Raw genomic sequence first — 19,536 nt, forward strand, 5'->3', positions numbered from 1 at the left:
TGTGCCGCATCGGTGTGTTGCCGAACAGATCAGAATCGTGCGCAGGAATATGCTGGCGTCAAGTCATCGAACATTGAAAGCTGGAATGAACGGAAACCGCAGCATGCAGCACCTCGGCTCCACCACTGCCCTGCTGGCCTGCCTGGTCCTGGGAAGCCTGGCCGGGTGCGCTTCCACCGCGCCGGGACGCGGCGTCGCCGAGATCGTCGACGACGCGGCGATCACGGCAGGGGTGAAGGCGGCGCTGGTGGGGGATCCGGAACTGAAGGCCTCCGAAATCAATGTCGAGACCTATCAAGGCGTCGTCCAGCTGAGCGGATTCGTCAGCTCGGCGGAGAGCGTGGCGACTGCTGCGACGGTTGCCCGTACCGTAAAAGGCGTGAAGTCGGTCAGGAATGACCTGCGTCTGAAATAGAACCCACCGATAGGAGATCCACCATGAAAACCATCAAACAACTCATCGTTACCGCATCGCTGGCTACCGCTGCCGTGGGCCTGGTTGGCTGCTCGGGCATGTCGCAGCAGGACAAGAACACCGCCATCGGCGCCGGCGCCGGCGCGGTCATCGGCGGCGCACTGACCGGCGGCAGCGCTGCAGGCACCGTCGGCGGCGCAGCAGTGGGCGGCGTGATCGGCAACCAGGTCAAGAAGACCAACTAAGCACGACAAGCAGCACCGACACCGACAGACAAACGCCCGGCTTGCCCGGGCGTTTGTCTTTTTTGTAAGCGAATGTTAATGACGAACTGACCACATTGCTGTCCGCTACATGAAACTGTGCACCGGCAGCGCGCCCGCTTCCTTGACGATCTCGTAGCAGGTGCAGGACGCCGCCGCCAGTCCTTCCGGATCGAGGATCTCGATGTTGCCGCGGCTGTAGTTGATCAGTCCCTGCTGCTGCAGGGCGCTGGCCGCCTTGGTCACGCCGACGCGCCGCACCCCGAGCGCGTGGGCCAGGAACTCGTGCGTCAGGTGGAACTTGCTCGACTGCAGGCGGTCGCGCGTGACCAGCAGGGAACGCGCCAGGCGCGCTTCCAGCACGTGGAAACGGCTGCACACGGCGATCTGGATCGCCTGCGCCAGCAGCTGGTCGGTGTAGCGGTAGAGCACCCGCTGCAGCGCCGGATTGCGCGCCACTTCCTCGTGGAAACGGGCGCTGTCCATGCGGCTGGCGCTGCCCGCGCGCTGCACGATCGCGCGCACCTGGGTGGTGTCGTGCCCTAGCGCCACGGTAGCGCCGAGCATGCCTTCGCGCCCGACCTGGCCTACTTCCAGGGTCATGCGCCCCTCGGCCACGCCCAGCAGGGAGATCAGGCAATCGTGCGGGAAATAGATGTACTGAATCGGGTCGCCCGCTTCACACAGCACCTCGCCGACCTCGACCCTCACCGGGTCGAGCGAGGGCAGGAGTTGCGCCAGATCCTGCGGCGGCAAGGCCGCCAGCAACAGGTTGCTGTGGTGCCCGGCGAGCTGCGGGGGCACAGCAAAATTCATCGTGTCCTCGTGATGGGATTTCATGGCTGCCTGGCGACGTGTCGGATACATTTGCAAACAATTTAGGCCAGCGTAACGGCGCGTCCCGAGCGAGTATGTACGGTGACGCACGGAAGCGCAGTTCGTTCCTAGCGACAATGTTTGCTCGAATGGGCAAGCTGCGCCGCGCCGGCGCCGCCTCATGGATCAACGGAAAGGACAAGACATGAACAACATACCGAACTCGCCTGTGAAAGGCCGCCTCCACCCTTTGATGATCCTGGCCGCGCTCGCCGTCCTGCTGTTCTGCATGGTAGGCACCGCGGCGATCATGGGCTGGATCCCCTCTTCCATCGGCGGCAACGCCAACCGCCAGCTGAGCGAAGCCGACCGCGCGGCCCTGGCCGCCACGCTGCCGCAGGGCGCGCCGCAACCGGCCCCTGGCGTGGTGCCGATGGCTCCTGCACAGCAGGCCGGCATGGTCCAGGGCTATGCGCCGCAGGCACAGCCGGGCGTGGTCTACCCGGCCCAGCCGGCCCCGCAGGCGTATGTGCAGCAGCCCCAGCCGGTCGTTGTGAGGGACGATCCTGAACCGGCGAGCAAGACGGTCCACAAGAAAGCCACCCAGGTGGCCGCCGCCGACAACGGCCGCAACTGGTGCTCGAACTGCGGCAACGTCGAATCGGTCCGCACCATCAAGCAGCGCGCCGAAGGCAGCGGCCTGGGCGCGGCCGGCGGCGCCGTGCTGGGCGGCCTGCTGGGCAACCAGATCGGCGACGGCAGCGGACGCAAGATCGCGACCGTGGCCGGCGCAGTGGGCGGCGCCGTGGTCGGCAACCAGGTCGAAGGCAATATGAAGGCCACCACCAGCTATGAAATCCGGGTACGCCTGGACGACGGCACCCTGCGCACCTTCCGCCAGAGCAGCCCGCCGCAATGGCGCTCGGGCGACCGCGTGCGCATCGTCAAGGGCCGCCTGCGTTCGGTGGCCTGAGCCGCCGCGCCCACGATATACACCCAAGCCGCATGGCTAGCACATGGCCGGTTTTCCGCGAGGATGCCGGCCAAAACTTTCTAAATGACAATGTGCGGCAGCGCACGGAAGAATGGATGAGCTACCCCGAAAATGGATCCACGCTGAAACAAAGTGGCGGTGTGGAAACTAAACCATCGAAGGGGAAGCCATATGAACAGTCTCGCATGGATCGGCATCATCATCTGGGGAGTGGTACTCACCGGCTTTGGCCTGTTCTCGGCCGAACCGCCTTCGGCAGCCAGCGGTTCGCTGCAGCCGCAGGATGTGGTGTTCCTGGTGGCGGGCGGCATGCTGACCTGCCTGATCGGCGTGACTGGGCTGATGGGGCTGATGGGATGGATCCCCGGCTTGCGCACGGAGAAAAGTTGCGTTTAATGTACGCCATCGTACGGTGCTCGAGTACGGCGAAAAGCATACTGGAATCACAGCGCAATCAGCGCGAAACACTCTGTCAAGGAGGCCATTATGCTCTACACCATCGCCGTTATCCTCATCGTCCTGTGGCTGCTTGGCCTGGTGACGTCGTACACCATCGGCGGCTTCATCCACATTCTGCTGGTTGTGGCCGTGATCATGATTCTGGTGCGACTGATCAGCGGGCGCGGCATATAGTGAGTGCATCACGTAGTGATGCACTGTTTTTGTAGGACCAATCCGTTTCGCGGTCGTGCCTGGAACGGGCGCGACTCCGAAACGGATTTTATTTTGAGGAGATTTCTATGCATAGCAAACTGACCAAATCGGCAGTCGCCGCCGCCCTCGTGGCCCTGACCGCCAGCGGCTGCGCCGACATGAGCGCCACCCAGCGTGGCACCGCCACCGGCGCCGGCATCGGCGCGGGCCTGGGCGCCATCATCGGCGGCACCACCAGCGGCGGCGGCAGCGGCCGTGCGACCCGCGGCGCGGTGATCGGCGGCGCAGCCGGCGCAGTGATCGGCAACATCTGGTCCAAGCGCATGGAAGCGCAGAAGCAGCAGATGGAACAGGCGACCCGCGGCACCGGCGTGCAGGTTACCCAGACCCAGGACAACCGCCTGAAGCTGGAAATCCCGAGCGACGTCTCGTTCGACACCGGCCGTTCGGACATCAAGTCCAACTTCCAGCCGGTGCTGGAGCGCTTCGCCCAGACCCTGCAGGAAAATCCGGCGACCACCGTGACCATCATCGGCCACACCGACAGCACCGGCACCCCGGACATCAACCAGCCGCTGTCGGTCGACCGCGCGGCGCGCACCCGCGACTACCTGTCGGCCCGCGGCGTGAACCCGAACCGCATCACCATCGAAGGCCGCGGCGAGCGCGAGCCGATCGCGTCGAATAACGATGCGTCGGGACGTGCGCGCAATCGCCGTGTCGAGATCTATGTGGCGGAGCGTGCGCAGGGCTGATTAGCGTCTGTTGCATCGTGATGTGGGAAAGCTGCCGGTGAAAGCCGGCAGCTTTTTTATTTCTGCTAGCTGTAAAACCGTCGTTCCGGGGTTGCGGACTGATGGAAGACGAAGCGGTGCGCGGGCCTCCCTCCCCTCCGGGTATCCTCGACCTACATCTACGAGGAGCCAGCATGTCCACCGACGACCCCATCCGCATCATCAAGGAAGACATCCTCTCGAACAACTACTTCCAGCTCAAGAACCTCACCTACGAACAGCGCCGCAAGAATGGCAGCTGGCAGCGCCAGACGCGCGAAGTCTATGCCAGCGCTTCGGGCGTGGCCGTGCTGCTCTACGATCCGGAGCGCCGCACCGTGCTGCTGACACGCCAGTTCCGCCCCGGCGCGCGACTGGCGGGCCACGACGGCTTCATGATCGAAGTGCCGGCCGGCATACTCGACGACGCCAGTCCCGAAGACCGCATCCGCGCCGAGCTGATGGAGGAAACCGGCTACGAAGCGCGCAAGCTGCGCAAGCTGATGACCCTGTTCGCCAGCCCCAGTTCATTGACGGAGCAGGTGCACTACTTCCTGGGCGAGTACACCAAGGCCGACAAGAAAGAGGAAGGCGGCGGAGAAGAAGACGAAGGCGAGGACATCGAAGTCCTCGAAATGGACGTCGACCAGGCCCTGCGGCAGGTGCGGGACGGCGGCATCTGCGACGCCAAGACCGTCATCCTGCTGCAGGCCTTACGTGAGAACCTGAGAGGAACTCAGGACGCCTCGGTGAACGCCAGGTAGAGTTCGCGGGCGCGGCGCGCCACCGGACCCGCTTCCAGCGAGCGGCTCTCGTAGCGCGTGCACGGCGTCACCTTGCCATAATTGCCGGTGCTGAAGATCTCGCGCGCCGTTTCCAGTTCTTCCGGCTTGACGATGCGCTCTTCGACCTGCACGCCTTCCTGCGCCAGCAGCGCGATCACGCGCGCACGGGTGATGCCCGCCAGGAAGGTGCCGTTCAGGGCCGGGGTCACGACCTTGCCGTCTTCGGTAACCAGGAACAGGTTGGAGGACGCAAATTCCGCCACGGCGCCGGCGGCGTCCAGCATGATCGCCTGGTCGAAGCCGCGCTCCTTGGCCTCGCGCATGGCGCGGGTGGAGTTGGCGTACAGGGCCGAGGCCTTGGCGTCGGTCGGCGCCATGGTCGGCTGCGGACGGTGCAGGGTCGACAGGCAGGCCGAAAAACCTGCGAAGGGCGGCAGCGGCGCGTCGAACAGGGTCAGGGCGAACTGGCTCTTTTCCGCCACCGGGATCAGGAAGCCCTCGGAACCGAAGACCAGCGGGCGGATGTAGAGCTCGGCGTCCGCCGGGAACTTGGCCACGCCTTCACGCACCAGTTTCTCCATCTCGTCCACGCTCAGCGGGCAGCGCAGGCCCAGCTTCTCGCTGGAGGCGATCACGCGCTCCAGGTGCGGACGCAGGTCCGGCAGCTTGCCGCGGATGGCGCGCGCGCCGTCGAAGACCGAGGAGCCCAGCCACAGGCTGTGGTCCATCGCGCCGTACAGAGGAGTGTTGCCTTCGGCCCATTGGCCGTTGAAGTAAGTCAGGTACATGTTCTTCCCGATTGGTAACAAAATCAGTCCAGTGTATCGGCTTCGGCGCTCTCGCGTCCAGTCGGATGGCATCCGTCAGTACAGTCGGCTTACTGTTCGTTTCCGAACCATGCCGACCGCCTGCCTCGCGTACACTGAGGCTTTCCGACAATGTTGTTTTCCATGCTAGCTATTCTCGAACAGATCGATCCGGACAGTGGCGATATCGACCTGCTGGTGCAGCTGGTCTGCCAGCTGCGTCCGCGCCAGCGCTGGCTGTGGCAGCGGCCGGACGATCCGGCGAAGAACGTGCGCACCCTGACCCAGCTGCTCAAGGGTAATCCCGCGCAGGCCTGGGCGCTGCGCCGCTACGTCACGACCCTGCTCGAGCGCCGCCGCCATACCAGCCTGTACAGCGACATCGGGATCCTCTCGAACGACGGCTTCGTCACCGAACTGAAGCGCCGCGTCACCTACCGTTTCCTGCCGCCCGCGCTCGACGACCTGTATTTATCGGACGCCCTGGACCAGGTGCTGTACCGCGAGGACGACTACGAATGGATCCGCGAAGTGCCCACCGCCGACTGGCTGGAGCTGTTCGACGTGGTCGCCGACGCCCCCCCGCCCGAAGAGCGCGGCGGCGCACCGGCGAGTCCGGACCGCGCGCGCCTGGTCACCATCATGGGCCTGCTGGATGCGATCCGCACCCTGTCCTGCCGCATCTGCGCGCTGGGCCTGGAGCCGCGCCTGGTGCACAGCTACAGCGAGATCGAGGATTTCGACTCGCCCTTCCTGATGCAGAACATCGAGGTCAACCGCTACCTCGACGAGTACGGCCGCTACCTCGAGGGCCAGATCGAACAGCCCGAGGATGCGCGCCATCTGCTGGTGATGCTCGACCAGTGCGAGGAGGTGGTGGCCAAGATCCGCCGCGGCGCCCTTTCGTCCGGCACCAGCGTCGCCCTCACCTACCTGCTGGTGGCCCTGCACCAGAGCCTGGAGCGCCTGCACAAGCTGCTCTACCTGGTGGACGTAAGCGGGGAACTGCCGTCCGCGCCGACCCTGGACCTGGACGCCCTCGCGACCAGTGCAGCGCGCCCGGCCGAACCCGTGGTGAGCGACCGGCGCCTGGCGGCGGTCGACCTGGCCCAGGAACTGATCGAGGCCCACAACACCAAGTACCGCATCCGCGGCCTGCTGCGCGACAACGTCGACCTGCTGGCGCGCAACGTGACCGAGAACGCCAGCCGCACCGGCGAGCACTACATCGCCGAAAGCCGCAGGGAACTGCGCCACATGTTCTGGGCGGCGAGCGGAGCCGGCTTCATCGTCGGCTTCATGGCCATGTTCAAGATCCTGCTGGGCACCCTGCGCAGTGCCCCGCTGGTCGAAGCCTTCCTGTTCTCGATGAATTATTCGCTCGGCTTCGTGCTGGTGCACATCCTGCGCTTCACCATCGCCACCAAGCAGCCGGCCATGACCGCCCAGCGCATCGCCGCCTCGCTGCACCGCGCCGAGAACGGGCGCGGGGTCGACGTCGACCGCATGGCCGAGCTGGTCAACAAGGTATTCCGCACCCAGATGGTGGCCGTGCTGGGCAACGTGCTGCTCGCCTTCCCCGTGGCCTGGGCGCTGGCCGAGGCCTGGGTATGGTTCACCGGCCACCACCTGGTGAGCCCGGACAAGGCCCACCACCTGTTGGCCGACGTCGACCCGATCCACAGCCCGGCCGTGTTCTATGCCGCGATCGCCGGGGTCTGGCTGTTCGTGGCCGGCCTGATCTCGGGCTACTACGACAACAAGGCCCTGTACACGCGCATGGGCCAGCGCGTGCGCCAGCTGCGCGGACTGCGACGCGTGCTGGGCACCGAGCGCCTCGGGCGCTTCGCCCAGTATGTCGAGGACAATCTCGGCGGCCTGATGGGTAACTTCTTCTTCGGCATCCTGCTCGGCACCACCGGCACCGTGGGCTACCTGCTCGGCCTGCCGCTCGACATCCGCCACATCACCTTCTCGACCGCCAACGTCGCCACCGCGCTGGTAGGACTGGACTACGACCTGACGCCTGCGCAGCTGGGCAACGCCGCGCTGGGCGTGTTCCTGATTGGCGCCGCCAACCTGCTGGTGAGCTTCGGCCTGGCGCTGTGGGTGGCCCTGCGGGCCCGCAAGATCCGTTTCAAGCGCGGCATCCTGCTGCTGCGCGCCCTCGGCCGGCGCTTCGCGTATTCGCCGGTCGAGTTCTTCATCGGCCCCAAGTTCCAGACCTTGCCGCCGCCCGACCCGCATACCCTGAGGGGAACGAAATGAACAAGCACCGCATCAGCGCATGGGCCGCCTTCCTCGCCTTCGTGTGCGTGGTCGCCTCGTGCAAGACCCTGCCCGACGCCGACCGCCTGCCCGACCAGCCCGCCAAGGCGACCCCGACCGTCGCCACGCCGCGCGGGGCCCTCGACAAAAAGAAAGCGTCCGCCCTGCTGGCGCGCCGCTGGGCCAACGCCACGCCCGACCTCAAGCAGCTGGCGGTGCTCGAGGAACAGGCCACCGGCGTGCCTCTCATCGCCGGCAACAGGGTCGACCTGCTGTTCGACGGCCCGGCCACGATCCGCGCCATGATGGACGCGGCGCGCGCCGCCACCACCTCGATCAACCTCGAAACCTATATCTTCGACCGCGACCCGGTGGGCCTGGAGTTCGCCGAGCTCCTGATCGAGAAGCGGCGCCAGGGCGTGGTGGTGAACATCATCGCCGACGGCGTCGGCACCCTGGCCACGCCCAGGGAATTCTTCGAACACCTGCGGGCGGGCGGGCTCAATGTCCTGATCTTCAACCCGGTGAACCCGGCCCAGCGTCCGGGCAAGTGGCAGCTGAACAACCGCGACCACCGCAAGATCATGGTGGTCGACGGCAAGGTCGCCTTCACGGGCGGCATCAACATCAGCGAGACCTATGCCAACAGCTCGCTGTTCCGCTCGCGCATGAAGGCCAGCACCGCCGACGCCAACAAGGTGGGCTGGCGCGATACCCACATCCGCATTGAAGGCCCGGCGGTGGCTGCCCTGCAATATGCCTTTATCGACAACTGGGTGAGCCAGGAGGCGGGCGAGCTGCCCCAGGTGGATTACTTCCCCCGCCTGGCGCCCGCGGGCGACAAGGTGGTGCGCGTGCTGGCCACCACGCCGGAGCGCGATTCCGAGATCTACAAGGCGCTGCTGCTGGCGATCAACGAGGCCAAGAAGTCGGTCCACATCACCTCGGCCTATTTCGTGCCGGACCAGCAGACGGTGGACGCGCTGATCGGCGCCGCCAAGCGGGGAGCGGATGTGAAGCTGGTGCTGCCGGGCGTCTCGGACCACGACTTCATCAAGTACGCGGGCCAATCCTTCTACGACCAGCTGCTGAAGGGAGGCGTGCGCATCTACCAGCTGCAGGTGGCGGTGCTGCACGCGAAGACGGCCGTCATCGACAGCATGTGGTCGACCATCGGTTCGGCCAATATCGACCGGCGCAGCTTTATTCATAACTACGAGGTGAATGTGGTCGTGCTCGACCCGGCCTTCGGACGCGACATGGAAAGCGCGTTCAACGAAGACCTGCGCGACTCGAAGGAAGTGACCCTCGAGCAGTGGCGGCGACGGCCGTGGACGGACCGCATTCGGGAGATGCTGTCGCGGCTGACCGAGTACTGGATCTAAGTTCCGTATGACTTGACTGATTACGACTGGCGACTTGCCGACTTGCCGACTCGTCAGCTGATCGTCTGGCCGATCGGTTAGTGTGGCTAGCCATAAAACCGTCGCCCCGGGCCTGGGCGGCCCCCTTGGCCGGGGTCCAAGTTCGTTGCGCAGTCGGTATGCTTGCGGAACTTGGGTTCCGGCCTCCGCCGGAAGTCGTAGGCGCCGGTGGCGCGTACGACGTGCTAACGTAAGCTGCTAACGTTGAGAGACGGGTGTTCAAGCCTTATCGACCGGCTTCCTCCAGTAAGTCAGACAGAGCTTAGAGCCCGGCCGCCAGCATCCCATCGATGTGCGGTGTCCAGACATTCCCATTACGCATGAACTTCTCCGTGTTCACCACGTGGAAGTCCTTGTGCACGACGTCCCATCCGTAACGGTCGATTTCGACTTTCTGCTGTTCGACCCTGATCACATTGAAAGAGTTCACTTCGCCGCGTCCGCGGGTCGAGGTCGCCGTCCCGGCCTGCACCACCAGGGCAGCGTATTCGCTCATCTGGTAGCGTTCCGCCGTGCTGCCGGCATGGCTGGCGTGCATGTGGCCCGCCAGCAGGATGTCCACCCCCGTCTCCGCAAACACCTTCATCGCCATCGGCGCGCGGTCCACCAGGTCGCGTTCCTCGAAGTGATCGGGCAGGTCGAAGGGATGGTGGGTCACGATGATGCGCGTGAGGGCCGGGTCCAGGCCGGACAGGCACTTCCGGATGCTCTCCACCTGGTGGCGGCTGACGCGTCCGTCCTTGATGGTCAGCGAGCGCGCCGTGTTCACGCCGAGCACGGCGATCTCGTCGTCGATGTAGACCGGGTCGAGGTCGTCGGTGATGTAGCGCTTGTAGCGCGCCAGTGGCAGCACGAAACGGCGGAACACGTTGTACAGCGAGATGTCGTGGTTGCCCGGTACGATGATCTGCGGTCCCGGCAAGGTGTCGAGGAAGGCGCGCGCCTCCTCGAACTGTTCGGGACGGGCGCGCTGGGTCAGGTCGCCCGAGACCACCAGCACGTCCGGCGCGACGCGTTCGATCAGCCCGCGCAGCGGCGCCAGCAGTTCTTGGTCGACACGGCCGAAATGCAGGTCGGACAGGTGCACGAGGGTACGCATGGTTCTCCTTTCACACTTCCTGGGGCGGCGCGCTGCCCGTCTGACGCTTCTGGCGCGCCGCGCTGCGCCGGTTGAACGTGACGGCGGCGGTGATGCAAACAGCCAGCCAGCCGCAACCTTCGAGCATGCCGGCCAGGACGTCGGACAAATAGTGCGCGCCCAGGTACATGCGCGAGAACGCCACCGTGAAGATCATCGCCGCGGCCAGCAGGAAGGGCAATACCCTCCCCGGCCAGCCGCGCGCATGGCGCGCCGCATAGCAGGCCAGGAAGCCGTAGAACACGGTGGCGGCCAGCGCGTGGCCACTGGGGAAGCTGTAGGTGCTCAGGGTAAGGATCGGTTCGACGAAATGCGGCCTGGCGCGCTCGAAGGTGTGCTTGAGCGCCACATTGAGCAGCATGCCGCCGGGGACGGAGGCGATCAGCGCCACGATCCAGTAGCGATGGCCGCGCCGGTACAGCCAGATGCCCGCGATGGCGGTCAGCGCCAGCATGCCGGGCGTGCTGTGTACATGGGTGACCACAAGCAGCAGCTCGCGCAGCAGGCCGCCCTGGCGCGCGTGTTCGTGCAGCCAGTTGGCGACTTCCAGGTCGGTCTGGGTGATGGGGGCGCCGGCGACGACCGCACCCGCGAGGCGGGCGAAGACGGCCATGGCGGCCAGCAGCATGGCGACCCCGACCGTGAGATGGAGTCCGAATTCGCCTTCGGGCGAGAAGCGCGCCGCGGCGAAGCGGTGCAGGCGGGGGGTAACCTTGTTCAACATGCTGCGCGATATGGGGCCTATTGGCGAAAAAACCACAAAAATATTTTTTTACTGTATGCCCACACAGTACTGTAGACATATACAGTGGTTGTTGCTATTCTTCACTCATCGACAACAAACAACGATAAAAGGAAAAACGCCATGACCACTCTGAACAGCTCCTTCGGCCTGGAATACGCACCTGTCCCTTTTATGGCCCGCATCGGCCGCCGCGAAATCCGCGTCACCCGTGATTTCCGCAAGCGCTTCTATGCGGTCAACCCGATCATCGAATGCGATACCGGTGTCGATGCCGGCCACGTCGAAATCCTGCTGTTCCGCCGCTGGCTGCTGGTGCTGTCCAAGGCCAAGTAAGCGGTCCCAGGTTGCGAACACCTGAGCAACATCCAAACATCGCACGCATCAAAAAACGCATATTGTTAGGCGAAACTATTCGTTCTCTTCGGGTGGGCCGGAACTCTACTCTAGTGTTTCCGAACCCACCGAAAGACAGAACATGTTTCGCAAAAACCTTATCCGTTCGCTGGCAGCCCTGACGCTGCTGGTTCAGTCCACTGCCTTCGCAGCCGACGTCACCCTGCTCAATGTGTCCTACGATCCGACGCGTGAGCTGTACCAGGACTTCGATAGCGCCTTCGCCAAGCACTGGAAGGCCAAGACCGGCGACAACGTGACGGTCAAGCAGTCGCATGGCGGCTCGGGCAAGCAAGCGCGTGCCGTGATCGACGGCCTGGGAGCCGACGTCGTGACCCTGGCCTTGGCCTATGACATCGATGCTATCAGCGAACGTGGGCTGGTCGCGCCCGGTTGGGAAAAGCGCCTTGCCTACCGCAGTTCGCCCTATACCTCAACCATCGTGTTCCTGGTCCGTAAGGGCAATCCGAAACAGATCCGCGACTGGGGCGACCTGGTCAAGCCGGGCGTGTCGGTGATCACGCCGAACCCGAAGACGTCGGGCGGCGCCCGCTGGAACCATTTGGCCGCCTACGGCTACGCCCTGCGCCAGCCGGGCGGCTCGCCGCAGACCGCACGCGACTACCTGGCCAAGCTGTACAAGAACGTGCCGGTGCTCGACTCGGGCGCCCGCGGCGCCACCACCACCTTCGTCGAGCGCGGCATCGGCGACGTGCTGCTGGCCTGGGAAAACGAAGCCCTGCTGGCCCTGCGCGAACTGGGTCCGGACAAGTTCGAGATCGTCGCCCCCTCGATCAGCATCCTGGCCGAACCGCCGGTGGCCGTGGTCGACAAGAACGTCGACAAGAAGGGCACGCGCAAGGTGGCCCAGGCTTACCTGGAATACCTGTACAGCGACGAAGGGCAGGAAATCATCGCCAAGAACTACTACCGCCCGGCGGTGGACCGCTTCGCCAAGAAGTACGCGACCCAGTTCCCGAACATCAAGCTGTTCCAGATCAGCGAGCTGGGCGGCTGGACGCAGGCGCAGAAGGCGCACTTCTCGGATGGCGGCGTGTTCGATCAGATTTATCAGCCGGGTAGGTAATTCCCTGAGCCGTTCTGCAGCCTTGTATCAGTGCGGCTAGCCATTACTAACCGAAGCCAGCACGCTAAAAACCGTCGTACGCGCCACTGGCGCGTACGACGGTTTTATGGTTGCGGGAAGGAATAGCGATACCCCTGCTCTTTCATTCTTCACCGTGTCCTCTGCGTTTTGCTCCCGCACTCCGCATCGAGCACTCCTGCCCCTCCCCATCCAAAAACAACCCTTGAAATCCCCCCATCGACCACGACGTGATTAGTTCGTCAACTCGTGGCCTGCCCCGTTTCTCCGCGGCAGTCCTTCCGCACCTATCCAAGGAAAGGAACACGTCATGTCAGTCAAACTCCGCAAGCTCAACGAACAGGTCATGGTCATCACCGGCGCCACGAGCGGCATCGGCCTGACCACGGCACGCATGGCCGCCGACCAGGGCGCCAGACTGGTGCTGGCCGCGCGCGCCGCCGACGCCCTCGACGAACTGGCGAGCGAACTGCGCGTGCGCGGCGTCGACGTGGCCACGGTCGCCGCCGACGTCGGCAACCCGGCCGACGTCGAGCGCATCGGCCAGGCCGCGATGGAGCGCTTCGGCCGCATCGACACCTGGGTCAATAATGCCGGCATCTCAGTGTTCGGCCGCCTGGAAGACGTCGCGCCCGAGGACCACCACCGCCTGTTCCAGACCAATTTCTGGGGCGTGGTCAACGGTTCGCTGGAAGCGGTCAAGCGCATGAAGACGCGCGGCGGCGGCGCCATCATCAATGTGGGCAGCGAGGTGTCCGACCGCGCCATCCCGCTGCAGGGCATGTACTCGGCCTCCAAGCACGCCGTGAAAGCCTTCACGGATTCGCTGCGGATGGAACTGGAAAAGGAAGATGCGCCGCTGTCGGTCACCCTGGTCAAGCCGGCGGCGATCGACACCATGTTCGTGAAGCACGCGAAGAATTACCTGGACAAGGAGCCGGCCCTGCCGCCGCCGATCTACGCGCCGGAAGTGGTGGCCGAGGCCATCCTGCACGCGGCCCAGACGCCGAAGCGCGACGTCTACGCGGGCAGCGCCTCGAAGATGATCTCCGCCGGTTCGCGCGCCATGCCCCGCCTGTTCGACCGCTACATGCGCGCGACCATGTTCCGGCAGCAGAAGTCGGACATCGCCGCCCAGCCGGGCCGCCGCGACGCGCTGCACGCCCCGAATCCGGCGCATGAGCTGCGCCAGCGCCAGGGCATGCCGGGCCATATCCACGAGCGCAGCCTGTACACCAAGGCCAGCCTGCGCTCCACGCCGCTGGTCACCGCCCTGCTGGGCGGTGGAGCCCTGTTCGCGGCCTGGTCACTGTCGCGGCGGTTTGCTCGATAAGAAGTTGGTGTCCTCCTCGGTCAGCGGCAGATCGGGGATGGACTCGATGTGGTCGGTGTCGATGTCGGCGCCGTCCTTGACCACCGTGTCGCGGCCGGCCGAAGCCCGCTCGCCGGTGCCGCCCGAGTCGCTGTCGCCCGAGAAGTTGGCGTCGCCGACGTCGGGGCCGGCGGTATCGCCCGCATGGCTCATCTCCATGTCCGAGGTCGTGCCTTCATCGAAATCGAGCATTTGCTCCGGGTCCAGGTTGCCCGCAAAGCCCGGGCCGCCCACCACGTCGCTGCCGGTGTCGGAAATGTCGCTCGGCCCGAGCGCGTCGATGCCATGCCCCTTGCCGAGGCTGCGGTCCGGACGTTCCGGGAAGTTGTCCGGATCGAGGGTGCTAGTTCCAGTCATGATGCCTCCAGTAGATGATCGTTGAACCATGGAGACAGGGTACTGAAATTTGCCTTGCGGCGGCGCAGCGCACGCACGCTGCGCGCGCAGCGTCAGAACGAGCGCCGCATGCCGAGGTTGACGGCGAGTCCATTGCCGGAGCGCGCGCCCTGCGGCGTGCCGTTCAGCTGCTGGATGCGCGAACAGGCGGCATAGAAATCCAGGCGCCGCGATACCGCATAGCTTGCCCCGACGGCGATCTGGCGCGCGTCGCGGTTGGCCGGGTCGCGGTCGTTCTTGCGGATGTAGGAAGCGAGCAAGGTGGTGGCGTGGCCGATCGGCACGGCCACGCCCGCCAGCACGTCGCGGCTGTCGGTCGAGGGCGTGGAGGCGATGCCTGCGCCGTAGGGGTTGTCGGGATTGAACAGCGGCGAGCTGCCCCAGCCGCGGCTGGCGCTGTAGGCCGCATAGGCGGTGCCCCAGCCGAAGCGCATATTGGCGGCGAGAATGGAATTCTTGGCCGCCATGCTGATGCCGACCTGGTCGTAGCGCGTCACCTTGGCGACGTTGCGGTTCTGGTGGGCCGCGCGGATGGTCAGCGGACCGGCGCTGAATCCCAGCGACATGCCCCATGCGCGCCCGGACGGCGAGCCGTCGATGTCGCCCTTGTCCCAGGCCGCGCCGGTGGACAGGCCGGCGACGCGGCCCCGGTAGTTCATGCTGTCGCCGGCGCGCGGGCCGGAAGGCTGGCTGGCGCCGGCCAGGCCGCCATGGAAGGGATCGCCCACATCGTTGAGCGCCGTGTATTCCAGGCTGTACTGGCGGCCGACGGTCAGCGCACCTCCACGCCCGCCTTTCCCGCTGTTCCTGGACGCCTGATCCTGCTCGGGAACGGTCTCGACAGTGAAGATCGCAGGGGCATCCTGGGCCGCGCCCGCGGGCGGACGCGCGCCTTCGCTGCACTTGTCGGTGCAGACGTATTCCTTGATTGCCTTGGCGCCGGCGCTCCCGTTCGGAGCGGCGTGGTCCTGCGCCGCGGCGCAAGCCGCACTCCCTCCGAGTACGGCACATGCGACGATTGACATTCTCATGGCGTCATCCCTCTCTGTCGCTTACTTTCCGACTGTTTGGCGAGCCGATCTGTCTAATACTTCACATAAAACTCAGATTACGCCGAAACATGCAGATATTCCAGCCGTCGTGCCAAACTTTCGAGGTTCGATGTAGTTCGGCACCGTACAATGACTTACGTCAACCCAACAAGGATACCCATGAGAAACGCCGCCCGCCCTCTTTCGATGCTCGCAATGGCCGTGTGCGCCACGCTTTCTCCGCTGCAGGTTTCCGCTCAACAAGCGCGTAGTCCGGCGGTCGTCGAGCATGTCGCGTGGTCGCGCAATGCCAACATCTACGAAGTCAACATCCGCCAGTACACGAAGGAAGGCACGTTCAAGGCCTTCGCCGCCCACCTGCCGCGCCTGCGCAAGATGGGCGTCGACATCCTGTGGCTGATGCCGGTCCACCCGATCGGCGCAAAGAACCGCAAGGGCAGTCTCGGCAGCTATTACGCGGTGCGCGACTACAAGGGCATCAATCCCGATTACGGCAGCATGGACGACTTCAAGCAACTGGTGCGGCAGGCGCACGGGCTCGGCATGCGGGTGATCATCGACTGGGTCGCCAACCACACGGCCTTCGACAACCCCTGGACCGTCGAGCACACGGACTGGTACCTGAAGAACGAGAAAGGCGAGATCTTTCCGGTCACCTATACCGAAGGGGCCGAACCGGAGTACTGGACCGACGTGACGGGCCTCGACTGGAAGCAGCCAGGCCTCTGGAAAGGCATGGCGGACGCGATGGCCTTCTGGGTGCGCGAGGCCGATATCGACGGCTTCCGCGCCGACGTGTCGGCCAAGGTGCCGCTCGCCTTCTGGGTGGAGACGCGCGCCGAGCTGGAGAAGATCAAGCCGGTGTTCATGCTGGCCGAAGCCTGGCAGCCCGACCAGCACCAGGCCTTCGACATGACCTACGGCTGGGATACGCTTGGCCTGTTCAAGGACATCGCCAAGGGCAAGGCCGATGCGCGTGCGCTGAAGGAGTTCCTGGCCCAGCCGAAGGTCGCCTATCCGGAATACGCCTACCGGATGCGCTTCACCAGCAACCATGACGAGAACTCCTGGCACGGCAGCGACAAGGAACACTACGGCCCGGCCTTCAAGGCGATGGCGGTGCTGGCGGCGACCTTGCCCGGCATGCCGCTGATTTATGGTGGGCAGGAAGCGGGCTTGCACAAGCGGCTGGAATTCTTCGAGAAAGATCCGATCGAGTGGAAGGATATTCCGTACGCATCCTTCTATGCGGGACTACTCAAGCTCAAGCATGACAATCCTGCGCTGTGGAACGGGCAGTACGGCGGCGCGGTGAAGGTGCTGGAGACGGGGAACGACAAGGTGTTCGCGTTCCGGCGCGAGAAGGATGGGAATGCGGTGGGCGTGACGGTCAACCTGAGCGGGGCGAAGCAGCAGTACTCCCTGCCGGGCAGCGCCGCGAAGCGGACCCTGGCGGCGTGGGATTACAAGATCGACGCCGCCAAGCCTAGCGCCGCAGCGCGCTGAACGCGGCCGGTTCCCACTCGCGCAAGGCGAGCAGCAAGCCGGTCCCCTTGCGCTGCGCCAGCGGCGCCGCCAGGCTCTCTTCGTGCAGCTGGGCGAAGCGCGTCCTCAGCTGCCGCAGCTCGGCGCGCAGCTTGGCTTGCGCGCTTTCGGTCAGCATGCCATGCGCGAAGTCGAGCGACTCCCCCGCCTGGGCGAAGGCCCCATCCAGGAAATCCGGCATCCCCTGTTCGCGGAAATAGCGCCGGATCGGCCCGTCGGCCAGCCAGTCGAAATCGCGCGCCACGTTCAGGCGGATGCGGTTTCCCGGCAGCAGCGTGATCAGCTGCAGCCGGTCCAGGCGCAGCAGGTGCTGCACGCACTCCGCCTCGCTCAGGCGGTACACGGCCTGCATCTCGGCCATGCTCCAGTGATTCAGCGCGCACACGGACACCAGCAGCAGCTTGGCGTCCGACACCAGCTCGCTTTCCTGCTCCGCGCTCAGGGTACGCAGGCGGCGCTGGCCGTCCTGGGCTTCCTGGGCCAGTTCGGCGAGGGTGAAGCCGAGCAGGTTGCAGACCTCGACCACGCGGTCCAGGGTGAACTGCTCGGCGGCGAACAGGCGCTTGACGCTGGGCTCGGACAGGCCGAGCGAGCGGGCGACGTCGCGGTAGGTCATGCCCTGCAGTTTAAGCTGGCGCTTCAGGGTATGGATCAGGAGGCTGATTTCGGACATGGCATCGGCCGCCACCGGCAGCACAAGAAATTATGCTCAGATGGTAACAGTCCGGCTTGCAGCCCGGCAACCTAGCCGTTCAGACAGGCACCGCCGCCAGCGCGACCGTATTCTTGCCCGAGCGCTTGGCTCCATACATGGCGTGGTCGGCGCGCGCCAGCCAGGCGTCCAGGTCGGGCGCATCGTCCGGCATGTGCACCGCGACGCCGATGCTGGCCCCGACGTGCACGGTGGCCTTGCGCAGGCGGAAGCCTTCCTGCACCCGGTCGAGCAGCTTGCGCGCAGTGTCTTCGGCATGGGCGTAGTCGGTCAGCATCTCCAGCACCACGACGAACTCGTCGCCGGCCAGGCGCGCCACCATGTCGGTCTTGCGCACGGCCAGGGCCAGGCGCGCGCCGAACTGGCGCAGCAGCTCGTCGCCTTCTTCGTGGCCATAGGTGTCGTTGACCGCCTTGAAGCCATCCATGTCGATGAACAGCAGCGCCGCCGGGCGGCCGACGCGCTGGGCACGGCTCATCGCTTCCGGCAAGGTCTCCAGCAGGGCGCGCCGGTTCGGCAGGCCGGTGAGCACGTCGCGCAGCAGCAGGGCCTGCAGCTCGGCGGTGCGCTCGGCGACCGCCGCTTCCAGGCTTTCGTTCATGGCCAGCAGCGCGCGCCGGTTCTCGGCCTCGCTGCGCACCAGGTCGTGCAAGGTGCCCGACAGCACGGTCGCTTCGTGAAAGCCGTCGACCAGCGGAATCGGCGGCGCTTCTTCGCCTGCGGCGGTGGCTTGCGTAGCTGCTTCGATCGCCCGGCCCAGCTGGGCCATGGGGCGGCTCAGGCGGCGCGCCAGCAGGCCGGCCGCGAGCGCCAGCAGCAGCGCCAGCGCCGCGCTCCACATCAGCATGCGCTCCTGCAGCTGCCTGGCGCCTTCCATCGCCTTTTCCTCGACCTGGCGCACCAGCACCACCCAGCGCAGCGAGGCCGGATCGTTGGCCGCTCCGGTCTGGCTGTAGCCGGTGACATAGGTGCGGCCGTCAGGCCACTCCTCGCGCAGCGAACCGGTCTGGCCCTTGCGGGCGGCGTGCAGGCTGGCGGTCTCGATCTTTTGCTCGATCATCTCTGGCGGACCGAGCAGCACGGTGCCGTCGTCGCGCACCACGATGATCTCGGCCCCATAGGCGCGCAGGGCCGGCGTGAGCAGCTCGCGCGCGTGGCGGCGCGCCCATTCCCAGCTCAGGTGCATGCCGAGCACGCCTTGCAGCTTGCCGTCCATGCCGAACACGGGAGCGGACAGGTCGATGAAGCGCCACGGGTCGGTGCCGCGCGGAAGCAGGCCGTCGAGCAGTTTGGCCGGGTGATAATCGGAGGCCCGCACCCCATGCAGGCCGGCCTGGAACCAGGGCCGCGCCCCGACGTTCGCGCCTTCGAGCAGGGCTTTGGTGGAGGTCGTCACCGTGCCGTCGGCGGCGGCCATGCCGATCCAGGCATAGTCGGGGAAGGTGCGCTGCAGGCTTTCCAGCACGTCACGGGCCGAGGCCGGGTCGCGCGCCTGCCGCAGCGCGGGGAGCGCCGCCAGCAGGCGGGCGTCGCCGGCGGCCTGCTCGACGATGCGGTTGAGCGAATCGCGCATTTGCCAGGACAGCTGCTGGAGGCGCAGCTCGGCTTCCATGCCGGCATGGCGCACCGCGAAGTGATTCACCAAGCTAAGCTGCAAGCCGACTGTCAATGCGACCGTGGTGCAGACGGCCAAGGTCATCAGCGTCGACAACCGTAACTTCTGGAACATACCCTTCATGGACCTGAGCAAACACTGTTGGAAGGGCTCGATGATACCCTCGGACAATGACAAATAAACCATGCGACGGGGAATCTTTCGTTTCCAGGCAGTCATTATGGGGTAAATGCAACACTCTCACGGATTTTCACAGTTCTCAGGC

General features: G+C 65.4%; 21 protein-coding genes. 13 read left to right on the forward strand and 8 right to left on the reverse strand.

Translation table 11 applies throughout. From position 1 onward, the window contains the following. The first annotated feature begins 103 nt into the window (after nt 1-103). Together KBW95_RS07865 and KBW95_RS07870 are read left to right on the forward strand one after the other, a co-directional pair. Nucleotides 104-415, forward strand: a complete 312-nt coding sequence (locus KBW95_RS07865; protein ID WP_229429611.1) for a BON domain-containing protein — start codon at nt 104-106, stop codon at nt 413-415. A 23-nt stretch (nt 416-438) separates the two neighbouring features. Next, a complete protein-coding gene (locus KBW95_RS07870) occupies nt 439-660 on the forward strand; it encodes a glycine zipper 2TM domain-containing protein (RefSeq protein WP_211525869.1) in 222 nt (73 codons plus the stop codon). 105 nt (nt 661-765) lie between these two features. Here the strand turns inward: KBW95_RS07870 and KBW95_RS07875 are convergent, their stop codons facing one another. Continuing rightward, nucleotides 766-1,494, reverse strand: coding sequence for a Crp/Fnr family transcriptional regulator (locus KBW95_RS07875; protein WP_211525868.1), 729 nt, complete (start codon nt 1,492-1,494; stop codon nt 766-768). A gap of 205 nt (nt 1,495-1,699) precedes the next feature. Between KBW95_RS07875 and KBW95_RS07880 the strand changes: the two genes are divergently transcribed. The 5 genes from KBW95_RS07880 to KBW95_RS07900 all read left to right on the forward strand — a co-directional run bounded on the left by KBW95_RS07880 (nt 1,700) and on the right by KBW95_RS07900 (nt 4,679). Further along, a complete protein-coding gene (locus KBW95_RS07880; protein WP_211525867.1) occupies nt 1,700-2,467 on the forward strand; it encodes a glycine zipper 2TM domain-containing protein in 768 nt (255 codons plus the stop codon). A 192-nt stretch (nt 2,468-2,659) separates the two neighbouring features. Beyond that, nucleotides 2,660-2,884: a hypothetical protein gene (locus KBW95_RS07885; protein ID WP_211525866.1), complete on the forward strand. Its 225-nt coding sequence runs from the start codon at nt 2,660-2,662 to the stop codon at nt 2,882-2,884. Nucleotides 2,885-2,974: 90 nt separating this feature from the next. Further along, the gene (locus tag KBW95_RS07890) at nt 2,975-3,121 is read left to right on the forward strand and encodes a lmo0937 family membrane protein (RefSeq protein ID WP_020652694.1); all 147 of its coding nucleotides are present in this window, start codon (nt 2,975-2,977) and stop codon (nt 3,119-3,121) included. 107 nt (nt 3,122-3,228) lie between these two features. After that, the gene (locus KBW95_RS07895; protein WP_211525865.1) at nt 3,229-3,897 is read left to right on the forward strand and encodes an OmpA family protein; all 669 of its coding nucleotides are present in this window, start codon (nt 3,229-3,231) and stop codon (nt 3,895-3,897) included. Nucleotides 3,898-4,070: 173 nt separating this feature from the next. Next, nucleotides 4,071-4,679, forward strand: a complete 609-nt coding sequence (locus KBW95_RS07900) for an NUDIX domain-containing protein (protein WP_211525864.1) — start codon at nt 4,071-4,073, stop codon at nt 4,677-4,679. Here the strand turns inward: KBW95_RS07900 and KBW95_RS07905 are convergent. Further along, on the reverse strand, nt 4,652-5,488 hold the full coding sequence (locus KBW95_RS07905) for a branched-chain amino acid aminotransferase (protein ID WP_211527906.1): 837 nt from the start codon (nt 5,486-5,488) through the stop codon (nt 4,652-4,654). The two genes, KBW95_RS07900 and KBW95_RS07905, sit on opposite strands and share 28 nt — an antisense overlap. Nucleotides 5,489-5,650: 162 nt before the next feature. Between KBW95_RS07905 and KBW95_RS07910 the strand changes: the two genes are divergently transcribed. Continuing rightward, complete coding sequence (locus KBW95_RS07910) at nt 5,651-7,774, forward strand: site-specific recombinase (protein WP_211527907.1); 2,124 nt, start codon at nt 5,651-5,653, stop codon at nt 7,772-7,774. After that, on the forward strand, nt 7,771-9,159 hold the full coding sequence (gene cls / locus KBW95_RS07915; protein ID WP_211527908.1) for a cardiolipin synthase: 1,389 nt from the start codon (nt 7,771-7,773) through the stop codon (nt 9,157-9,159). The genes KBW95_RS07910 and cls overlap by 4 nt, the downstream gene beginning before the upstream one ends. Before the next feature lie 301 nt (nt 9,160-9,460). Here the strand turns inward: cls and KBW95_RS07920 are convergent, their stop codons facing one another. Further along, complete coding sequence (locus KBW95_RS07920) at nt 9,461-10,297, reverse strand: metallophosphoesterase (RefSeq protein WP_211525860.1); 837 nt, start codon at nt 10,295-10,297, stop codon at nt 9,461-9,463. 10 nt (nt 10,298-10,307) lie between these two features. Then, nucleotides 10,308-11,060 carry a phosphatase PAP2 family protein gene (locus tag KBW95_RS07925; protein WP_211525859.1) on the reverse strand — a complete coding sequence of 251 codons (753 nt, stop codon included), beginning with the start codon at nt 11,058-11,060 and terminating at the stop codon, nt 10,308-10,310. A gap of 141 nt (nt 11,061-11,201) precedes the next feature. Between KBW95_RS07925 and KBW95_RS07930 the strand changes: the two genes are divergently transcribed. From KBW95_RS07930 to KBW95_RS07940, 3 genes are all read left to right on the forward strand, one after another. Then, nucleotides 11,202-11,414: a hypothetical protein gene (locus KBW95_RS07930; protein WP_211525858.1), complete on the forward strand. Its 213-nt coding sequence runs from the start codon at nt 11,202-11,204 to the stop codon at nt 11,412-11,414. Nucleotides 11,415-11,556: 142 nt separating this feature from the next. Beyond that, the gene (locus KBW95_RS07935; RefSeq protein WP_211525857.1) at nt 11,557-12,561 is read left to right on the forward strand and encodes a sulfate ABC transporter substrate-binding protein; all 1,005 of its coding nucleotides are present in this window, start codon (nt 11,557-11,559) and stop codon (nt 12,559-12,561) included. A 328-nt stretch (nt 12,562-12,889) separates the two neighbouring features. Further along, the gene (locus KBW95_RS07940; protein WP_211527909.1) at nt 12,890-13,912 is read left to right on the forward strand and encodes an SDR family oxidoreductase; all 1,023 of its coding nucleotides are present in this window, start codon (nt 12,890-12,892) and stop codon (nt 13,910-13,912) included. Here the strand turns inward: KBW95_RS07940 and KBW95_RS07945 are convergent. After that, nucleotides 13,886-14,308 carry a hypothetical protein gene (locus KBW95_RS07945; RefSeq protein ID WP_211525855.1) on the reverse strand — a complete coding sequence of 141 codons (423 nt, stop codon included), beginning with the start codon at nt 14,306-14,308 and terminating at the stop codon, nt 13,886-13,888. The two genes, KBW95_RS07940 and KBW95_RS07945, sit on opposite strands and share 27 nt — an antisense overlap. A 92-nt stretch (nt 14,309-14,400) precedes the next feature. Beyond that, complete coding sequence (locus KBW95_RS07950) at nt 14,401-15,378, reverse strand: porin (RefSeq protein ID WP_211525854.1); 978 nt, start codon at nt 15,376-15,378, stop codon at nt 14,401-14,403. 180 nt (nt 15,379-15,558) lie between these two features. On the opposite strand from KBW95_RS07950, the gene KBW95_RS07955 reads away from it, so the two are divergent. Next, a complete protein-coding gene (locus KBW95_RS07955; protein WP_211525853.1) occupies nt 15,559-16,905 on the forward strand; it encodes an alpha-amylase family glycosyl hydrolase in 1,347 nt (448 codons plus the stop codon). Here the strand turns inward: KBW95_RS07955 and KBW95_RS07960 are convergent. Beyond that, nucleotides 16,886-17,617, reverse strand: coding sequence for a helix-turn-helix transcriptional regulator (locus KBW95_RS07960; RefSeq protein ID WP_211527910.1), 732 nt, complete (start codon nt 17,615-17,617; stop codon nt 16,886-16,888). The genes KBW95_RS07955 and KBW95_RS07960 overlap by 20 nt on opposite strands. A 79-nt stretch (nt 17,618-17,696) precedes the next feature. Next, complete coding sequence (locus KBW95_RS07965; RefSeq protein WP_373888773.1) at nt 17,697-19,298, reverse strand: diguanylate cyclase domain-containing protein; 1,602 nt, start codon at nt 19,296-19,298, stop codon at nt 17,697-17,699. Nucleotides 19,299-19,536: the final 238 nt, after the last annotated feature.

It is taken from the genome of Massilia sp. ZL223, from assembly GCF_018119395.1.
Taxonomy (GTDB): domain Bacteria; phylum Pseudomonadota; class Gammaproteobacteria; order Burkholderiales; family Burkholderiaceae_D; genus Telluria.